This window comes from Clostridia bacterium (assembly GCA_026414765.1).
Taxonomy (GTDB): Bacteria; Bacillota; Clostridia; order Acetivibrionales; family DSM-27016; genus SKW86.
The window spans coordinates 75242-94078 of sequence record JAOAIJ010000016.1 but is presented as its reverse complement, the minus strand read 5'-3'; the positions used below and the strand labels follow the sequence as shown (position 1 = coordinate 94078).

The 18837-nt window shown below is 40.3% G+C and carries 12 protein-coding genes and 1 riboswitch; of the genes, 8 read left to right on the top strand and 4 right to left on the bottom strand.

The features are described from left to right. Window positions 1-213, top strand: a complete 213-nt coding sequence (locus N3I35_05130) for a hypothetical protein (GenBank protein ID MCX8129468.1) — start codon at window positions 1-3, stop codon at window positions 211-213. Window positions 214-524: 311 nt separating this feature from the next. After that, complete coding sequence (locus N3I35_05125) at window positions 525-2708, top strand: ATP-binding protein (protein ID MCX8129467.1); 2184 nt, start codon at window positions 525-527, stop codon at window positions 2706-2708. Window positions 2709-2781: 73 nt separating this feature from the next. Here N3I35_05125 and N3I35_05120 read toward each other — a convergent pair whose 3' ends face one another. Continuing rightward, the gene (locus N3I35_05120; GenBank protein ID MCX8129466.1) at window positions 2782-3507 is read right to left on the bottom strand and encodes a LysM peptidoglycan-binding domain-containing protein; all 726 of its coding nucleotides are present in this window, start codon (window positions 3505-3507) and stop codon (window positions 2782-2784) included. Between the two features lie 79 nt (window positions 3508-3586). Then, window positions 3587-3705: riboswitch (cyclic di-AMP (ydaO/yuaA leader) on the bottom strand. Between the two features lie 263 nt (window positions 3706-3968). Between N3I35_05120 and N3I35_05115 the strand changes: the two genes are divergently transcribed. From N3I35_05115 to N3I35_05105, 3 genes are read left to right on the top strand one after another with little or no spacing between them, the layout of a single operon-like run. Further along, window positions 3969-4526, top strand: a complete 558-nt coding sequence (locus tag N3I35_05115) for a PadR family transcriptional regulator (GenBank protein ID MCX8129465.1) — start codon at window positions 3969-3971, stop codon at window positions 4524-4526. A 4-nt stretch (window positions 4527-4530) separates the two neighbouring features. Then, the gene (locus N3I35_05110) at window positions 4531-5313 is read left to right on the top strand and encodes an EFR1 family ferrodoxin (protein MCX8129464.1); all 783 of its coding nucleotides are present in this window, start codon (window positions 4531-4533) and stop codon (window positions 5311-5313) included. Next, on the top strand, window positions 5313-5789 hold the full coding sequence (locus N3I35_05105; GenBank protein ID MCX8129463.1) for a hypothetical protein: 477 nt from the start codon (window positions 5313-5315) through the stop codon (window positions 5787-5789). Before N3I35_05110 ends, N3I35_05105 begins: the two co-directional genes overlap by 1 nt. 146 nt (window positions 5790-5935) lie before the next feature. Here the strand turns inward: N3I35_05105 and N3I35_05100 are convergent, their stop codons facing one another. Next, the gene (locus N3I35_05100) at window positions 5936-14731 is read right to left on the bottom strand and encodes a glycosyl transferase (protein ID MCX8129462.1); all 8796 of its coding nucleotides are present in this window, start codon (window positions 14729-14731) and stop codon (window positions 5936-5938) included. A gap of 383 nt (window positions 14732-15114) precedes the next feature. Between N3I35_05100 and yabG the strand changes: the two genes are divergently transcribed. The 3 genes from yabG (at window position 15115) to deoD (ending at window position 17463) form a co-directional block, all read left to right on the top strand. After that, the gene (gene yabG / locus N3I35_05095) at window positions 15115-15933 is read left to right on the top strand and encodes a sporulation peptidase YabG (GenBank protein ID MCX8129461.1); all 819 of its coding nucleotides are present in this window, start codon (window positions 15115-15117) and stop codon (window positions 15931-15933) included. A 167-nt stretch (window positions 15934-16100) separates the two neighbouring features. Next, the gene (locus tag N3I35_05090) at window positions 16101-16484 is read left to right on the top strand and encodes a YmaF family protein (protein ID MCX8129460.1); all 384 of its coding nucleotides are present in this window, start codon (window positions 16101-16103) and stop codon (window positions 16482-16484) included. A gap of 271 nt (window positions 16485-16755) precedes the next feature. Next, window positions 16756-17463, top strand: a complete 708-nt coding sequence (gene deoD / locus N3I35_05085; GenBank protein MCX8129459.1) for a purine-nucleoside phosphorylase — start codon at window positions 16756-16758, stop codon at window positions 17461-17463. Window positions 17464-17510: 47 nt separating this feature from the next. Here deoD and N3I35_05080 read toward each other — a convergent pair whose 3' ends face one another. Further along, on the bottom strand, window positions 17511-18071 hold the full coding sequence (locus N3I35_05080; protein MCX8129458.1) for a hypothetical protein: 561 nt from the start codon (window positions 18069-18071) through the stop codon (window positions 17511-17513). Window positions 18072-18399: 328 nt separating this feature from the next. After that, a complete protein-coding gene (locus tag N3I35_05075) occupies window positions 18400-18789 on the bottom strand; it encodes a MerR family transcriptional regulator (protein MCX8129457.1) in 390 nt (129 codons plus the stop codon). Window positions 18790-18837 lie beyond the last annotated feature (48 nt).

Below are 18837 nucleotides of genomic sequence, written 5' to 3'. Positions count from 1 at the left end.
ATGCTTATAAGCGTCCCAAACAATCCCGGTTATACCGGTCTGAAGGAAAGCGATTTAATAGCATTAACAAAGAACGACAGGTTTATCGGCTATGCCACCGTATTTAGCATAACTCCCAGTCAAATAATACTTTCAGCAGATAAACAAGTCTGCAGAACCTTTAATGAACTTATAGGAGAAGCCATCCCTTTTGATTTTGATATTAAAGTATAGTATATAGTTAAGCTTTTTCTCTTACAGTACGGTCAGTCCTACATCTCCCGGATTCATTTTATCCTGCCTCACTTTCGAAAAATATACTACGGATATTTAGTCAGTTAATTTATCCCTAAGAAAATTATACCAGCCCCTCCTTTTCTGTGCCATAAAAACTAATGATATTATTAATGTGGAATTATGTCGAAAAAGGTTGTATAATATTATTCATATATTATGGTAACTTTTTCATGTGATATGAGCTTTCCAACACATTGCTAAAGTTCCATAAATCATATAAGAACAATAATTACCGGGCAGGTGAATATATGAAGCTAGTACAGCTTGTTTGTATCAGAAAAAGGAAAGCAGTCAAAGCATTTCTCTCAGCAATACTTTTAATACTTGCTATTGCAGTTCTCTCCCCTCAGGTTGTATATTCCGCCCAAAGGGGAACTGAAACTACAGACCTAACCGGCGATATCCGATATTTTCAATTACAGACCCCGGATGAAATACATAAGCTTATTATCAATCTGAATTCCGGTGATGAGAAACATTTCCCTGAGGAATATAACATAAGCAGCTCCTTTCCTGCCAGATCAACTTACAAGGAAATAGCCGCTTTTGCTAAACTACCGGACAGCACTGCAGTTAACCGCTCTATTGCTCTAAGAACCTTTTCCTCCGCCTTTGAGGTCTATTCGGGTTCAATAAAGCTATATAGCTATGACGGAACCGGCGCCGGATCAGGAAAGCCCTCAGGCTTTGCATACCACGTTATTAATGTCCCGGAAAACCCTCAGATCAGGACAGTTAGTATTCACTTCAAATCAGTGTTTATGCACAATGGTAAGTTAATATCAGATTTGAGGGTAGGTAGAGGAAATGATATCAGCTCTTATATAGCAAATGAAATCATTAATGTTACACACAATGAAACTCACTATATAGTTCTTGCAAGCCTCTTTGTATTTATGGGCCTTATACTCGTATTATTTTTCATAACAAAGAATGAGAGAGAATCAGCATTTATTTATCTGGGTCTTTCATCCATTATGATAGGTACCTGGGTATTTTTTGAAAACAACATTGTTACAGTTTTTATTGAAAGCAAGTATTTTACTTTTCTTGCCGGAACTGTCACAATACAGTTAATGCCTATAGGCTTTTTAGGTTTTGTCGAGGCAGTATTTGCAGAAAAGAAATCATTGGTTAACGCATTAATAAGAAGATCTATGGCTATACTCACCTTTCTATCCTTTGTGCTGGATATTACAGATATCATTTCATCCTATATAACAATCAGAATATTTCATGCTTTACTTGTAATGGCGATAATCTACATAATTGTTACCGTTACCAAGGCAGCTTCCCGGTGTGCTACTGAAGCAAAAATCTACCTTATTGCTTTCTCCGTACTTTCCTTATGCGGAATTATTGATGTGGCCAATATGTACTATGTTGACTTGCCGTTTCCATCAAGTATCCACGTTACTCCATGGGCGATGTTTATTTTCATACTCCTGCTCATAGTAATCCTTTACAGGCGTATAGAAAACTTCAACTCCCAGATCAGACAATACAATAATCAAATCGAAGCAAAAAACAAGGAATTACAGATTGCATGGGAAGAAATAAAAGAATCCAGGGATATAATCGCTGATTGGACTGTAACACTGGAAAGAAAAGTACTTGACCGAACAGAGCAGCTGGAAAATGCCAATGAAGAACTTACAGCCATGAACGAGGAGCTCACGGAGACCATGAATGCATTAAAAAGGGCGCAGCTCCAGCTTATACAGTCGGAAAAAATGGCTTCATTGGGCAACCTTGTTGCAGGAGTCGCTCATGAAATAAATACTCCACTGGCAACTATAAAGTCAAACATTCAGCTGGAAAATATGCTTCTAGGAACCATAAACCCTGATGATAAGGAGAGTATAGTTGTTTTTAAAGAAAGTGTTGCACCTATGAGTTCCATAAACAATGATGCTCTTGAAAGAATCATTGATATTGTAAAAAACCTCAGAAACTTCGCCCGTCTTGATGAAGCGGAATTTAAGGAGGCCAATGTCCATGAGGGTATCGAAAGCACCCTTGCACTTGTACGCAACCAACTTCTGAACAAGGTAGATTTAGTAAAGGAATATGGTTCACTACCGCTGCTTAAATGCTTTCCAAGGCAGCTAAACCAGGTATTCCTTAATTTGTTGGTTAATGCTATCCACGCTATTGAGGATGCAGGACGTCCCGGCCGTATTACGATAAAGACCGAACATAAGAACAACATGGCTTATATCACCTTTGAAGACAATGGTATAGGGATATCTGAGAAGAATTTGAAAAAAATATTTGATCCAGGCTTTACAACCAAGGGTGTTGGCGTAGGTACAGGACTCGGCCTTTCAATATCTTACAACATAATTCAAAAGCATAATGGTGTAATAAAAGCAGAAAGCCAGGAAGGTGTCGGAACCAGGTTTATAATAGAGCTTCCTGCAGCAGTATAAGGCCAAATAATGTAAAAGAGGCTTCACGAAAACGTGAAGCCTCTTTTACATTATTTATTAATATATAAAATTATTAATATACAAAAACCATCTTTCCTGACCTCAGAGCTATGGTTTTTGACCACAGCCATCTGTTTGTGGTGCTGTCATCAAAATAAAACATCGCTCCGTTTGTAGGATCACTGCCGTGCAATGCCTCATATGCCGCTTTTTTTGCACTTTCCGATGCGGGTTTGTTTATCCATCCATTCACAACAGGTGTAAACTGATAATACCCTGCACTTTTCTCGTAAATTACATCTCTGATAGTATCGGCAAACCCATCACCCACAACCCTGTTAATAACTACTGCAGCAACTCCGACTTTTGCAATGTATGGCTCACTTTCAGCTTCTGCCGTTACAAGCCTTGCCAAAAGATCCAGATCACTTGCTGTATATGGTATAACAGCTTTAGCAGTTGTCTGAGGTACTGTTGTAATACTCTGACTTGGAGCTATACCCGGCAGGATAAGCTTTTGCCCCGGATAAATATAGTCATCCCACTCGTTATTCGCCTTTTTCAATGAGTATAGCGAGATGCCATACTTCTGAGCTATAAGATAAAGGGTGTCTCCGGTCTTAACAGTATACTCGGCTGCAGGTACATTCAGTACCTGCCCGGGATATATCCTGTCACTTGAAAGTCCGCTCCTCTGCATTATGTTTGATGAAGTTGTTTTAAAGAGATTACCTATGGTGTAAAGTGAATCTCCACTTGCTACCCTATAATCGGCAGCATGTACAAAAGCAGGCACCATCAGCGATATAACCACAGCAGCCAGAAAAGCTCCCACCTTTCCCTTAGAAAAGGTCCTTGCCCTTTTAAAATTTAACATATTATTTCCTCCTTTGTGCCTCCGAGGTTAGTTGACGGATTCGGGTCGAGGAACCCTACGTTATTACGATTCACCCCAATTACTGCATCCCCCGTACTTAAGACCAAACCTTACCTATACCATACCCGCTCCGGAAGAACCACTGATGCATTACCCCTTAGCTGCCTGGTACCAGAGAGTCCTTATATGGTAGTAATAGTTTGTCTATTAGATTCGGCTATTTTATGTCAACCATCTTACCAGACCTAACGTTATATTTCCATATGTAAATACTGGTACTTAAATATTGACATTGCTATATCAAGTTGATATAATAACATGTATCAACTTGATATATGTTAAAAAATTACTATATTGAAAAATAACAAAAGGCGGACATGGAAATGGCTAAGGATAATACCATATCTTACATAATTCTTGGACTTTTAATGCATGAGGATATGACCGGATATGATATCAAAAAGAGAATTGACTCTAACATATCGTATTTCTGGAGTGCGGGCTTCGGGCAAATTTATCCCACCCTTAAGGTTTTAGTGAATGAAGGCTTTGTTTCTAAAAAGAGTGAAGCAGGTATACATGGAAACGAGCGAATTATCTATTCAATAACCCAGGATGGAAGAAATAAGCTTGTAAAGTGGCTGACTGCACCTGCTGAAAAGGAATATGTCAAATATGAAATACTACTGAAGCTTTTTTTCGGAAAGCTTCTTCCAATAGACGAAAGTATAAGAAAAATAGACGAATTCCGAAAAAAATATGAAAAGAATCTTGCACATATGGATAATTTTGAAGCATCTTTAATCAATGCTCCTTCCCAAGAGGAAGATCATTTCTATTATCTTCTTACCGTATTGTTCGGAAAGCATGTATATAAGGCATATGTAAGCTGGGCTGATGAAGCAGTAAAACTTCTGAATAATCATAAAGAAAGGTCGTGATTTCATGAGTAATTCCATAGTCATATATTATTTCTCGGGTACAGGCAATACACTCTTACTTGTTGATGAAATGCGAAAAGTATTTGAACAGCATTCCTTCGATGTAAAGTTGATACCTTTGACATGCTCTACCATACCTGTTTTTGATAATGACAGTATGCTCGGACTGGCATTTCCGATTAATTCCCAATCCACACTGCCTTTTATATGGAAGTTCATAAAATCACTGCCTAAAACCAGTAAAACACAAGCTTTCATGCTAGGCACCTTTAATAACTCTTCCGGTATGGCAAAACCCCTGTACTATACACTGAAAAGAAAAGGCTATATTCCGGTAGGCTGTTGTGAAATCAGTATGCCAAACAATACAACTGTAACTGATTTTAATAGAACTGAAGACAATAAGCGTTTATCCTCTGCAAGAAAAAAAATAAGAGACTATGCCGAGTCAATAGTTAACGGCACCTCAAAATGGCTGCCAATCAATACAGGCTCAGGATTTGTCTCGCTGCTGACTAGAAATTTCTCAATTCCGTGGATCTTTATGCGGATTCCATATTCTTTTGGGGCAGATATCCAAAAATGTACTAACTGTGGTACTTGTATCAAGCATTGTCCGGTTAATAACATAAAAGAGGAAAAGAATCCCGTTTATCTCAGACATTGCGAATTCTGCATGAGATGTATATCCAACTGTCCTAAACAAGCGATTTCAGCTAAAAGAGTCAAAAACCTCAAGGCCAGAAAGGCAATCTGCACAGGTTTTACAGGGGAGGTGACAGAGTAATGCCGATACACCTGGGAATACTGGTGCCTATAGCTATTGCGATACCTAATCTTCTATCGCTTGTATTGCCTCCCGTAAACATTCCAAAAAATCTGCCAAAAGAAAGTAAACCTTTTGTCATTTTGGAAAGGCTCGGCCAGATAGGAGTGTTCTTAACTCCTTTATTCTACAAGTTTGATCTGAGCAGCAAAATAAATACCATTTTCTTTGTTTTGATGGTATTATGCTTATTTGTGTATTACACAGGATGGGCCCGCTTCTTTATAGTGAAAAGGGAATTTTCGGTTTTGTTTGCTCCTTTGTGGGGAATACCGGACCCACTTGCTATTAGTCCGATATTAGCATTTGTTTTTGCATCAAAAGTGCTGGATTCTCTTCCGCTGTTTATTGCTGCACTCGTTCTGGCAGCAGGACATATCCCCATAACCATTAATCTATATAAAAAAACAAAAAATACTCACATAGCTAAATCTTAAGGGAGACAATTTCATCTGCAGGGTGTTTCCCGCTTATGAAATTCCTTAATTTTTCATAATTCCGTTAATCTGGTTATTTATAGAATTTTATCCCTGCAGTGATTTTGCTCTATGGAAACTTTTATCTCCGTGCATTCAGCCAGCTGCTACCCCAAGACTACCTCCACCTGATGATTTTTACCGTCATTAACAAGTCTGATTGCTTTATCCCCTGACACTGTTCCGTCCAGACTGATATTTGCAACACCGCTGTTTACTCCATTAGGGTTATGTATACTGATATCATAAAATGTGTCCATATATCTGAATTTGATGGAATATTCACTCCATCTCTTAGGGATGCACGGATCTATCACGAGCTTGTCTCCGTTTTTATGGAACCCGAGAATATATTCCATTCCGGCTCTGTACATCCATCCTGAAGAACCGGTATACCAAGTCCAGCCTCCTCTGCCTACATGAGGCGGAACTGCATAAACATCGGCTGCCATTACATAGGGCTCAACCTTGTATGTCGTGTATTCCATATGAGTACGTGTATGGTTGATAGGGTTTATCAGGTCGAAAAGCTCCCATGCCTTATCACCGTTCCCCAGCTTTGCGAGAGCAATGATAACCCATGCAGCTGCATGTGTATACTGTCCTCCGTTTTCCCTGACACCCGGGACATAACTTTTAATATACCCCGGCTCAAGATCACCTTCATCAAAAGGTGGAGTCAGAAGCTTTATCAGCCCGTCATCCCTTTGTACGAGGTATTTATCCAAAGAATCCATGGCCTCTTTCATCCTGCTGCTGTTTGCTCCCCCGGAAATTACCGCCCAGGACTGGGAGATAGAATCAATTTTGCACTCACTGTTCTGAACTGATCCCAAGGGAATACCGCTGTCAAAATAAGCTCTTCTATACCAGCTTCCATCCCATGCATTCCGCTCAATCGCCTCAATTATTGTTTTAGATATTTCAGAATATCTCTCTGCTCTCTTCTCATCTCCCATCTTTCTGCAAATCGGCTCAAATTTGACAAGTGTACTGTATAGGAACCATCCCAGCCATACACTCTCCCCTTTCCCCTTGTTGCCTACAGTACTCATTCCGTCGTTCCAGTCTCCTGAACCCATCAGTGGAAGGCCATGCCCGCCAAACCTCAAAGATCTCTCTATGGAGCGTATGCAATGCTCGTATATGTTGCCTTCTTCGGAGGATATGCGGGGTTTAGTATACCTTTCATCTTCAAACTCCTTTAGCTGTTCATCCTCTAAAAAGGAGGCGCGTTTATCAAGTATATCCCAGTCCTCACTGATTCTTACATACTCAGCAGTGACATACGGAAGCCATAAAAGGTCATCGGAAAACCTTGTACGTGTCCCTTTCCCCTCAGGCTCATGCCACCAATGCTGGACGTCCCCTTCAATGAACTGGTGTTTTGAATGCAGAAGTATTTGGTTCTGTGTCAATTCAGGCCATATGTGTGCAACAGACAAGGAATCCTGAAGCTGATCTCTGAATCCATATGCACCACCAGACTGGTAAAATGCGGATCTGGCCCACATTCTGCAGCATACTGTCTGGTACATCAGCCATCCGTTGAGCATAAAGTTCATAGATTGGTCAGGAGTATTTACGCTTACCGCCTCCAGCTTATGCTGCCAGAACTTTCTCGCCTCATCCAGTGCCTTTCCGGCTTCCTTTATATCTTTGTATTTATTGACTGTCATATCGATTTCCCGCTTGTCTTTTGCTGCCCCCAGTAAAAATATTATCTTTTTTTCTTCACTCCTGCTCAAAGTTATGCTGATTTGCATAGCAGCACAAGGATCATACCCTTTTCCCACTCTGCCGGAAAGCTTCTGCCTCTTTAGTGCTTCAGGATAAGTCAGCTTGCCCAGTCCAAAGAATTCCTTTCTGTCTCCTGTTACCGACCTCTCCTTTTCGGATGTATCTATAAAAATAACTCTCCCTGCAAATTCTTCATTATATGGATTTTCAACCAATAGTGTCCCTGACTCACTTAAGCTTGTTTTTATGTGCATTGCTGTTGCCTGATCGCTTACACCCAGTACAGGCCTGATGTAATATGTCAGTGTAAGCTCCCTCGGATCATCAGAAATATTTTTTAGATTTATCATGTTTATTTTGGTCATTCCATCTATCGGCAAAAATTGGGTCATTTTTTGTTCTATCCCATGGCTTGTATGCTCGAAAACAGAGTAACCAAAGCCATGAGTTATTGTATAAGGTTCGGCCTCTCTTACCGGCAGCGGAGTAATATTCCACACCTCGCCTGTTTCACTGTCTCCTATATACAGTACTTCTCCTGGTATATCGCTTACAGGATCGTTAGACCACGGAGTAAGCTTGTTTTCACGGCTGTTTTCGCTCCATGTATAGCTGGAACCTGCTTCAGATACAATGAATCCGAAGTGTGGATTAGCAATTACATTAATCCATGGAAGCGGTGTGTTCTGCCCTTTTTCCAACCTTATGACATACTCTTTCCCATCTTCCTTAAAGCCTCCGATGCCATTAAAGAATTGCAGATGAAAGTCTTCCTGAACCGGTTCAGGATACTTTGCCGCTATTTTGCAAAAGTTTTTAAGTTCAGGCAGCCGATTGTCTGTATTCACTTTTACCTGCTGTGCAAGAGAGCCATAGTTGCCTCTTAAAATAATTCTGGCAACTGCATGAAGCAGGGTAATGTCTTCCTGCGGAACATTATTGATATTCAACATGAATACACCCCCGGGTTTATTCACTATATCCCGGGCATGGCTCGAAGATATGACATCAGCAAGCAGTGAGTGCAGAGGGTGCGTATAGCTGTTCTCCTCCTCATTCAGAATTACCATATCTACCCTTAAATCCTTCAAACGCCAATACTCATGTGCTTTTAATGCTTCATAAATAATATCTATTTCATCTGTTTCTTTCAGCACAACAAGCATTATTGGTATATCGCCCGATATCCCATAAGGCCAAAGAGCAGATTGCCCCCTTATGCTTTGCATCAGGTATTCCTCTATATTTCTTTTCTGAGGACTGATAAACAATATATGGGATATCATATCCTGGTATAATTCGATTTCCGAAGCCTTTATATTGAGATATCTGGTTTCTACCTGACTCCTGGTCATCGCCAGGCGGAATGCTTCATCTACAGCTTCGGGAATAGAATACTTTTCTATCAATTCCAAAATGATATCACGGTTTTCACTGATTGCTGTGATATAGGATATCCTTGCCACCTGCCCCGGCTCAACCTTTACCCTGTACCTTAAGCTCATAACAGGGTCGAGGACAGGACCTGTGCTATTTGATACAGGCCTGTTTCTTTCCATGGATACAGGATTTGCCACGGTATGTCCTCTCCCAATAAACTGCATCCTGTCTGTTTCAAACTCGACGTCGCCTACGGTATCTCCCTCCACAACAGCAGTATGCAAGGCCCATAAGCTTTTATCAGCTTCAGATCTTGGTCTTCTGTTAGCCAATATACTTTTGCTGTCATGCAGGAACTCTGTACGTACAAAAAGGTTGCTGAATGCAGGATGAGCTACATCTGCACTATGAGGAGCGATTACTAATTCAAGATAACTTGTCACCTCCAGTATACATGGAGTTTCTCCTGAGTTTTTCAGTGAGACTCTCCTTATTTCGGCATTGTCTCCGGAGGTAACGACTATCTCGGTGTGAGTCTCGATATCCCCGTCTTTTCTCTTGAATTTTACCTTATCCGATGTAAATACTACCTCGTAGCTATCGGGCTGTATATTATAGGGACTGTAAGCAGCTGTCCATTCTCTGCCGGTGTCAAGGTTACGGATATAGAAGAAAGTTCCATAGTTATCGAGAGTACTGTCTTCCCTCCATCTGGTGACAGATGCAGTTTTACTTCTGCTGTAGCCCGTACCCTTGTCCGTGATTGCAACAGAGTAATTTCCGTTGGACAGGATATGCACTCTCGGCAGCACATTATCAGGTGCATTGAATTTTCTGACTGCACCTTTTTCCTTGAACACCACATCTTTATATAGTATTACCTTCTCCTTATTTTCCTTTGTAAAGACAATATTTGTCGGTACTTTTTCCTGTAAAAGCAGTTGTGCAGCTTTTATCAAAGGGTCAGAATGAAAACGCTTCTGCATGATGCCGTCGTTCAAGAAATTATTTAGTCCAAGCAGGCTCATACCTTCATGGTGTACCATAAAGCTCTTTACAATAGCACGCTTTTCGCCAAAAGGAAGCCTCTCAGGCGTATAATCTACAGCTTCATAATATCCGTATGGCCCATCCAACCCCTCCGCTTTGAGCCTCTTTATATTTTCCATCGCGCCCGCAGGGTCCAGAGGCAGCGCAAGAAATGTAGCATAAGGGGCTACAACCGTATCCTCTATAAGTCCTCTTTTAAGACCAAGCCAGGGCACTCCTATAGCTTTATACTGATAGTCCAGATTTATATCCAGTGAGTAAAAGCCAGACTCCGATACTCCCCACGGAACTTTCTTCTGCTTACCGTATTTTTTCTGGCTTCTGATAACAAATGAGTATGTCTCATCTAAAAGAGTGTTCTTAAAAGTTTTCATTATCTGTGGAGGCATAAGGTATTCAAACATTGTCCCTGTCCATGACACAAGACCTTTATAATGATCTACCACAGTCAGAGCCCTGCCCATCTTAAACCAATGTTTAGGGGATACTTCCCCTCTTGCAATAGCTATATAGCTGGTCTGTCTTGCCTCTGAAGCCAGTAAGTCATAAAAGGAATTGGTAAGCCTGTTTTCTTCAATATTATATCCGATAGAAAACAACTGCTTCTTCTCTACATATAGAGGCAAGAATTCTGTTCCGTCAGATAACGCTTTTATTCTTCCTATTAGTTCCCTGTATCTTTGTATGAACTTTTCTGTATTCACTTTTGCTTTTACCACAGCATCTTTTAATCCATAAAGCCAGACTATGCTTTTATCGCTGCTTCCTGCCCCTCCTGACCTCATATCAACTATAGCATTTTCAACATTTTCAACCACATTCGCATATGCATCCGGAAGTTCACCCAGGGGAATATCCGATAGCAGCCGGTTAACAATACCTTCCAATAATCTTTCATCCTGGGGCATATTAATTAAAAACTCATACCAAGGCATCAGTTCAGATAATTCTCTCTTGAATGCATTTATCATGTGGTCGGTTTTTGTTTTCCACTTTGAGCGTCTGAGTCCTCTTTCATGCATATGTATTACATTACTCTCAGGCTGTTCAAGCGCTTTCGATAGCTGTTCAAGTGTTTCTCCCCACATGGAGGAATCTATTCCTCCCCCACTTTTCAGGTTATCCAGAAACGAAACGTCAATTTTATTCTTACTGCTTTCAGAATTATACAAGCTTACAGTATCTTTGATACCGTCAATAAACCTGGGATCTATAAGGGGAGTCTTAAGGTACCCTTCCAGCCCCTGCACGAGTGTAATAAGGTAGCATACCATATTTCCGCTGTCTACGGTAGAAATATATCTGGGTCTTAAAGGATGCAGAGTTCTGGTGTCATACCAGTTATACAAATGCCCGTTCCACTTTTCCATCTTCTCCATGGTAGTTACCGTGTTAGAAATTATCCCCGTCATCTCATATGTCCCTATATATCCCATATCCCTTGCTATAAGTGCTGCCAGAAGGCCCAGTCCTATATTTGTAGGAGATGTCCTATACGCCACTCCGTTTGGTGGATCCTCCTGATAGTTGTCAGGCGGAAGGTAGTGGTTTCTTGAATTCATAAACTCCTCAAAATACCTCCAGGTTTTTCTGGCTATCCTCCTCAGCTCAAGCACATCCTCTTGGGAAAGATTTACTGCCTTCTTTGCTTCATTCTTACTTACCAGATACGCAACATAAGGCGAAGCAATCCATATCAAAACAAGAGGCAGGCTGAATACAAGCGAAACAGGCTTAAACGAAAAGCTCAGAATCCCTGTTGCCAATGCAATCACCAATACACTGCGCATTTTATAAATGTAGCTGTACAGCGAATTTTTCTGTCCTCTTTCCACATCAGCCGCAGTTACCCACTCAAGCATATTTTTCCTTGTAAATATAACTCTTACCAAAGTAATGAATATGGCATTCACCATAAGATAAGCCTGATAAGGCAGAAAAACAAACACAAGTGCTATTTGCAAAATCGTGGCTTTTAAGCCTGAGATGACCGGTACATGCCTTTTCACCCTATAAGTGCCGAAGGGTTTAGACAATAATGTATCTATAACTGATGTTACAAGAGGAAATATAAGTGTAAGCACCAGAAAAAACAGCCAAAAAAGCCCTGTTCCCGGCATAATGCTGAATCCCAATACAGTAGCCAGTATCATGGACGGTGCAACAAGACTCCTTCTGAGATTATCTGCAATTTTCCACCGGGAAACTGCAGAAAGCGGGTTGGCAATCCTGTTACCATTCCTGTCAATAATCCTGCTCCCAATCCAGGGTATCAACTGCCAGTCTCCTCTCACCCACCTGTGCATTCTTGCAGCATATGAATTGTATCTCGAAGGATAAGAATCAATAAGTTCTATATCTGTCACCAGTCCTGTCCTGACATAGGAACCTTCCAGGAGATCATGGCTTAATACAGAATTGTCAGGCAGTGCATTTTCCAATACCCTATGGAAAACTCGCAAGTCATATATCCCTTTACCCGTAAATATGCCTTCCCCAAACAAATCCTGATATATGTCAGAAATAGCACAGGCATAAGGATCTATCCCTTCCTGTCCCGTATATATGCGTGAAAACAGGGACTTGTTAGCACTTTCAACCTCAAAACCAATGCGCGGTTGAATAAGTCCATATCCGTCTACTACAATGTTTTTTTGCCTGTGTATGACCGGCCTGTTCAAGGGATGAGCCATAGTACCTATCATTTTTTTAGCTCCATCAATAGGTAGTATAGTATCTGCATCCAGAGTAATGATATACTTTATGGGTTTACCCGTAAGGTCTGCACTTGAGACATAACTATAACTTGTTTTTTCAGAACCAAGCAGCAATGAGTTGAGTTCTACCAATGCTCCCCTTTTTCGCTCCCACCCCATCCATTTATTCTCTTTCTTGTTCAGTTTGCGCTCTCTGTGGAAGAAGAAAAATACATTCTCCCTGCCATTGCTGTATTTCCGGTTTAGCTCTTTTACTCCTTCCACACCTGCTTTAATAATCTGCTCGTCACCAGGCATCTCTTTTACGGAAGAATCCTTAAAATCACCTGCCAGAGCGAAGTATAGATTTTTCTCTTTATTTGCAAGATAGTGAGTCTCGAGGTTTTCCAAAAGCTCCGCAACTCTTTTCTCATCCGGCAATAACGCCGGTATTACTATTACTGTTGCATATTCTCCGGGTATACCGTCTTTAAGCTCAAGTCTTGGAAAAGCTACAGGCTTAATAATACTGCATACCAGCCAGTTTACCATAGTCACTGCTATTTCCGAGGAAGGCACAAGTGCAGCTATGCCTGCAATTACAGCCAACAGCAGACTGTTCGGCTCGGCTGCTCTATATATGTATAAAGCAAGAATCAAGGTAATCAGTATTGTAATACAAACTATAGACCCCATATAAAGAGCCTTTGGTCTTCTTTTTAGTATATCTATGGCTTTTTTTGATGCTGCAGGCTTATATCCCATACGCTTTTCCAGTTCCGTTATTCCTCTGCCGATGAGATAATAGCCTACATGGCAGGAACGCACACTCGGCAGCGCATCTCCATAAGTATCTTCCTCACCCTCTCGTGCGACAGTACAAATATTTCCTGCCAGCTCCACAGCCTCCTTTGCTACATGCATTTCAGAAACATTATAAAGCAAGGCAAGTTCCTCTACTTTTTTCCTGTAGATATTACGTGACGGCAAATCCATTAAAGGATAGGTACCATCTGGATCCCTGTTCAGTATTTGGTCAACAAAACTTGTAGATTCAAATATTTCAACCCAGTCCAGGTTTGATATGAATTTCAGGCTTATTATGCAGTTTCCAATCGAAACAGTGCTTACCGCTTGTGAGTTATGCTCTTTTTGTGTCAGTGTATCAATACCTGTTCCATGCCTTTCAAGGTTTTCATCAATATATCTCAAAGCCCTGGCATAGCTTCGGCCTGCTCTTCGCAGCCGGTATGTGAGGTGCTCTATAAATGACGGATTAACCTCCCGGAGACTCTCAAATCTGTTTCCTATAGTTTTGATTAATCCCTCTCCATTGGGTTGTGAGTTTTCCTCCTTAACGGAGGATTCATCCAGCAGAATATCCATTAACTCATCCGCTTTTTGCCATTGCTCCTGTGTATCCCTGAGCTTTTCACAAATATAGCGTATGTTTTCGATAAGAGCAATCCTTATCATGGCAGGCAGCGCCCATATTTCCCTGTCGGTGAGAATGCTATGGGACTGGTAAGCCTTTATATAGTTCAGCAGGATTCTTTCATCAATCTGACCATTGGTATGCGCAACCAGCTCCATTGCTACGGCATATATCCTGGCATATCCTCTGAAAGCTCCGCATTTCAGAGCCGGGAGACGCGCATAGTCCTCTCTTGTCAAATCCCTCCGGATACCCTTTACCTGCTCCTCTATAATATAAAAATTATCAAGCAGCCATTCTGCTGCAGGTGGAATAGTACGCTTTTTCTGAACACCCTCGTTTAATTCCTTGTATACTTCCATAATGAAACTGTAATTTTCATTCATTCTTGGAAGGGGCCAGTTAGCAATACCTGCTTTTGGGGATACAATATGCTCAAAAGCAATCTCTTTTGCATGCTGTTCCAGTTCCTCACAGGTAAGTGATGCATCATGAATTTTTACTATTCTTTTTTCCCTACTCCTATATACCAACAGAAATAACAGAATTATGAAAATGATAATGATGCCTATTCCAATTACTGTATTGTAGTATAGCTGCATTAAACCAATCATCTCCCGTTTTAAATGTATATGATAAAGACAGGCATACACACCCATTTTAGTATCTCTTTTCAATAATTAGCCTGTACTAAAAAAACTTTTTAATAAGTGGAATCGGTTTCCATAATAAAAAAAGTTTTTACATTCCCTGCAATTGCTTCCCCAAATACACCCCTATGCATATTATGTAATATCAGAACGAACCCGGCTTTGCTTGCTTTAGAATTTAAAAGTTGGTAACCCGTATCTGTTATAAAAATATGCTGTGCATTTTAACGGTGCTTATATGATTATCTCCCAAAATACTGTCTCTAATTCACTTTCAGCCAAGCTAAGAACTTATTGGGCAAATTGATTTGTCTCATTTTTCGGGGGTGATAAAAATGTATGAATTTCAAATCGGAGATTTAGTCGCGAGAAAATCCTACGGGGGTGATATTCATTTCACAATAACAGACATTGATGCGCTTAACCGCAGCAAAGCCGTTTTTCTTCTTAAGGGGCTATACTACAGAATAGAAGCTGATGCATATAGTGATGATCTGATAAAGTCTGACAGTAAAAGTGCACTTTCCCATATGAACCGCTATATGCACATTGTTAAGAGGCAGGGACACGGAAGAAGTACTTTAAGAAGTGCTATATCCCTGAACCGGCTCAGATCCAGACCCGGAAAGATACTTCATATCGATTCAAGCAGTGAATTCCTGGATATGTGCATAAAGCATTACAAAGAGGTAAGACTGGAGCCTGTAGGCATACTGGCAAGCGAAAGCCAGCAACCGGGTATTGTAAGGAGAATGCTTGAACAACACCATCCGGATATTCTCGTAGTGACAGGACATGATGGTTTTAAGAAAAGCGGAGAAAGCCGTGATTCGGTAGAAAGGTATAGAAATTCAAAATACTTTGTTCAGTCGGTAGCCGAAGCAAGAAAATACCAGCCTGACTTCGACAAACTAAGTATTTTTGCAGGCGCCTGCCAATCATACTTTGAAGGTATAATGAAAGCCGGTGCAAATTTTGCCAGCTCTCCCGGAAGAATACTGATAAATGCTCTGGATCCTGCTATAGTGTCAGAGAAAATAGCTCTTACCGACTCAAGAAGCATTGTAACTCCCAGAGAGGTTGTAAGGCTTACAATCTCAGGTAGTAAAGGCATAGGGGGGATTAATACAAGAGGCCAGCTTAAATGGCTATAGCAGGCTGGATACGGCAGGTGTTATACCTAAGTGTAAACCTGCTGTATTCTTTATCCCCAAATGTTTACATAAATGCAACAATTTCCATCAGCCATCATACTCTATAGTATAAACAGTGTAAATACTCCATTTATAATAAATCAGTAATAACAAAGGGGAGATCATAAATGAAATATAAGGACGCATTGAATACAATAAAAAGATACCCTCTTAATTACAGTGGAAATTGCAGCAATATCCAGTCTCATGTACATGAATTTGTTGCAAGTACAAAACTGGCTGAAACAGGACATGAACGGCATAACCACCGCATCGCAGGCATTACGGGAGAAGCCATACCTATTGGTAATGGGCATCATATACACAAATTCTGTACAAGAACGGATTTTTACGATGATCATTTCCATGAGGTACTGGGATCTACGTGCCCAGACATTGATGTAACTCCGGAAAAGCATATACACTACGTGCAAGGCCATACAACAGTAGATGACAACCATAAGCATAGATATGAGTTTACGACACAGATAGGACCCAGCCCCTTAACTTAATTCTGGAAAGAAAAAAACCCTAAAATAGGGTTTTTTTCTTTCCAGAATTTATTTCGTTATGCTATGAATTTTAGTCTATAATATAAAGCTTTCTTAAATTACCTAGTGTAAATTTATAAATAAAGCATGCCTACCCACAGGCATGTACTGTAAGACATCCGAAAGCCTTAAAGTACATTAATACCTTTTGGTTCATATTCGTGATATTATAGTAAAAGACTTTTTCTGCTATAATAAAAATAGTATTCAATTATATAGGGAGAGTGATAATATGATTCCAACCCCACATATTAATGTGAGTGAAAAAGGGGTAATTGCAGAAACAGTTTTATTACCGGGAGACCCTTTGCGCGCTAAGTTCATTGCAGAAAACTATCTTGAAAACCCGGTTCAGTTTAATACGGTAAGAAACATGTACGGCTATACCGGTTTATATAAAGGAAAAAAGATTTCCGTGAAGGGTACCGGCATGGGCATGCCTTCAATAGGAATTTATTCATACGAGCTCATTCATTTCTATGGTGTAAAAAATCTTATACGTATAGGCTCCTGCGGATCCCTCCAGGAGGATATAAATGTACGGGATATAGTAATAGGAATGGCTGCATCTACAAACTCAAACTTTGCTTCGCAGTATAATCTGCCGGGGACATATGCTCCATCTGCGTCCTGGGAACTGCTAAAAAAAGCCGTTAATGCCGCAGATATAAAAGGTATACCTGTCAAAGTGGGCAATATCCTATCCTCCGATATATTTTACAATGATGATCCGGAATCCTGGAAAAAGTGGGCTAAGATGGGCGTAATGGCAGTAGAGATGGAAGCTGCCGCTTTATATATGAATGCAGCCAGAGCAGGAGCCAACGCTTTATGTATATTAACAGTATCAGATTCACTTGTTACGCATGATGCTACTACCGCAGAGGAGCGCCAAAACTCCTTCACACAGATGATGGAAATTGCACTGGAACTGGTTTAAGTCAAATAAACATGATTGTAAAGGGAGCCCATGCGGTTCCCCTTTACTTATGCTATTTTCTTTCTATATTTATTGAAGAATAAATAAACCATTGCAGCAAAAACTGCCAAAACACCTGCTGTACAGAACAGCATCTTGGATAGGGAGAAAATATTGGATACGGCCGCTATGCCGTTTAATCTTAACGGATATTTCATAACCATAGCAGTAGTACAGATATTTTCCATATAATCGGATATACACCCGGCAAAAGGAATAACAGCAAGCCTGTTCATGTAATTCTCAAGCTTGGCCTTCCTTAAGATAAGATTCATTGTAGCCAGTATGAACATCATAAAGCCCAAAGGAATAATAAAATCCAGAGCAAAGATCATTTTAATGTAATAATTCCGTCCGTCTTCTCCATAAGCCTCTATCAGCTTGTATACCTCTTCCGTTGAATAGTTTAGCTGCATGTCTATCAGAGGATTTCCGCCGGCATGTTCTTTAAAAGCATTTGGACCAATTGGAGCCTGAGTAAAATCAGGGATTATCACCAGAAAGATTACAAGAGCTGCCAGAACAGCATAAGCAGCCGGTTTACTAATAAAATCAATAAGTTTTTTCATAATTATCCCCCTAAAGACACAGAAATTAATATATACATTATAAATCTTGTAGTATAATACAAAGTCAAGAGGATAATTATATTTACTTAACCAGGCACATCAGCGTTGTAATAAGAATTTTTATTTCATCACTCATACCTCCCATAGAATATTTTTTATGTAATTACATTGGTGCTCATTTGTCGTAGTATCCATTTTCATTTACTATATATAACAACATAATTGCCTAGCATGTGGGGCAGTAACAGCAACCGTTCCATTACTACTCATACCCCAAATTTTACGGACGAAACATATCGCAGGTATTCAGCCCTGAGAACAAATCTGCTCAGCAATCCTTAAACATACTCTTTACCGGACACTCATCCTGATTGTCTATATTGATTCTTATTCTGGTTAATATTTTTCTCATACCGTCCAGTTCTTCCATCTTCCGTTCTATCTCTTCCAGTTTATTGGTAACAAACCCTTTTATATAGCTGTAATCCATACTTTTTGCCTCAAGGTATGAGAAAACATCCTTTATCTCCCCCAGGGTTAGTCCGCAGGATTTTGCAGTTTTTATGAACGCAAGCTTTTTCAGAGTGTTGTCATCATAAAGCCTGTAGCCCTTTTCATTTCTTTCAGGTACAGTTATCAGACCATTTCTTTCGTAATACCTCAAGGTCTCTACATTTATGTTTGCCGCTTTAGCAATCTGTTTACGCAAATACTGCATATACTTCCCCCCATTTTTATTGCTTCTTACCTGGATTATATCAGTTTA

Coding starts and splice junctions, on each gene's coding strand:
- N3I35_05130 (MCX8129468.1), top strand. CDS start 1: ATGCTTATAAGCGTCCCAAACAATCCCGGTTATACCGGTCTGAAGGAA.
- N3I35_05125 (MCX8129467.1), top strand. CDS start 525: ATGAAGCTAGTACAGCTTGTTTGTATCAGAAAAAGGAAAGCAGTCAAA.
- N3I35_05120 (MCX8129466.1), bottom strand. CDS start 3,507: ATGGTGCCTGCTTTTGTACATGCTGCCGATTATAGGGTAGCAAGTGGA.
- N3I35_05115 (MCX8129465.1), top strand. CDS start 3,969: ATGGCTAAGGATAATACCATATCTTACATAATTCTTGGACTTTTAATG.
- N3I35_05110 (MCX8129464.1), top strand. CDS start 4,531: ATGAGTAATTCCATAGTCATATATTATTTCTCGGGTACAGGCAATACA.
- N3I35_05105 (MCX8129463.1), top strand. CDS start 5,313: ATGCCGATACACCTGGGAATACTGGTGCCTATAGCTATTGCGATACCT.
- N3I35_05100 (MCX8129462.1), bottom strand. CDS start 14,731: ATGCAGCTATACTACAATACAGTAATTGGAATAGGCATCATTATCATT.
- yabG (MCX8129461.1), top strand. CDS start 15,115: ATGTATGAATTTCAAATCGGAGATTTAGTCGCGAGAAAATCCTACGGG.
- N3I35_05090 (MCX8129460.1), top strand. CDS start 16,101: ATGAAATATAAGGACGCATTGAATACAATAAAAAGATACCCTCTTAAT.
- deoD (MCX8129459.1), top strand. CDS start 16,756: ATGATTCCAACCCCACATATTAATGTGAGTGAAAAAGGGGTAATTGCA.
- N3I35_05080 (MCX8129458.1), bottom strand. CDS start 18,071: ATGAAAAAACTTATTGATTTTATTAGTAAACCGGCTGCTTATGCTGTT.
- N3I35_05075 (MCX8129457.1), bottom strand. CDS start 18,789: ATGCAGTATTTGCGTAAACAGATTGCTAAAGCGGCAAACATAAATGTA.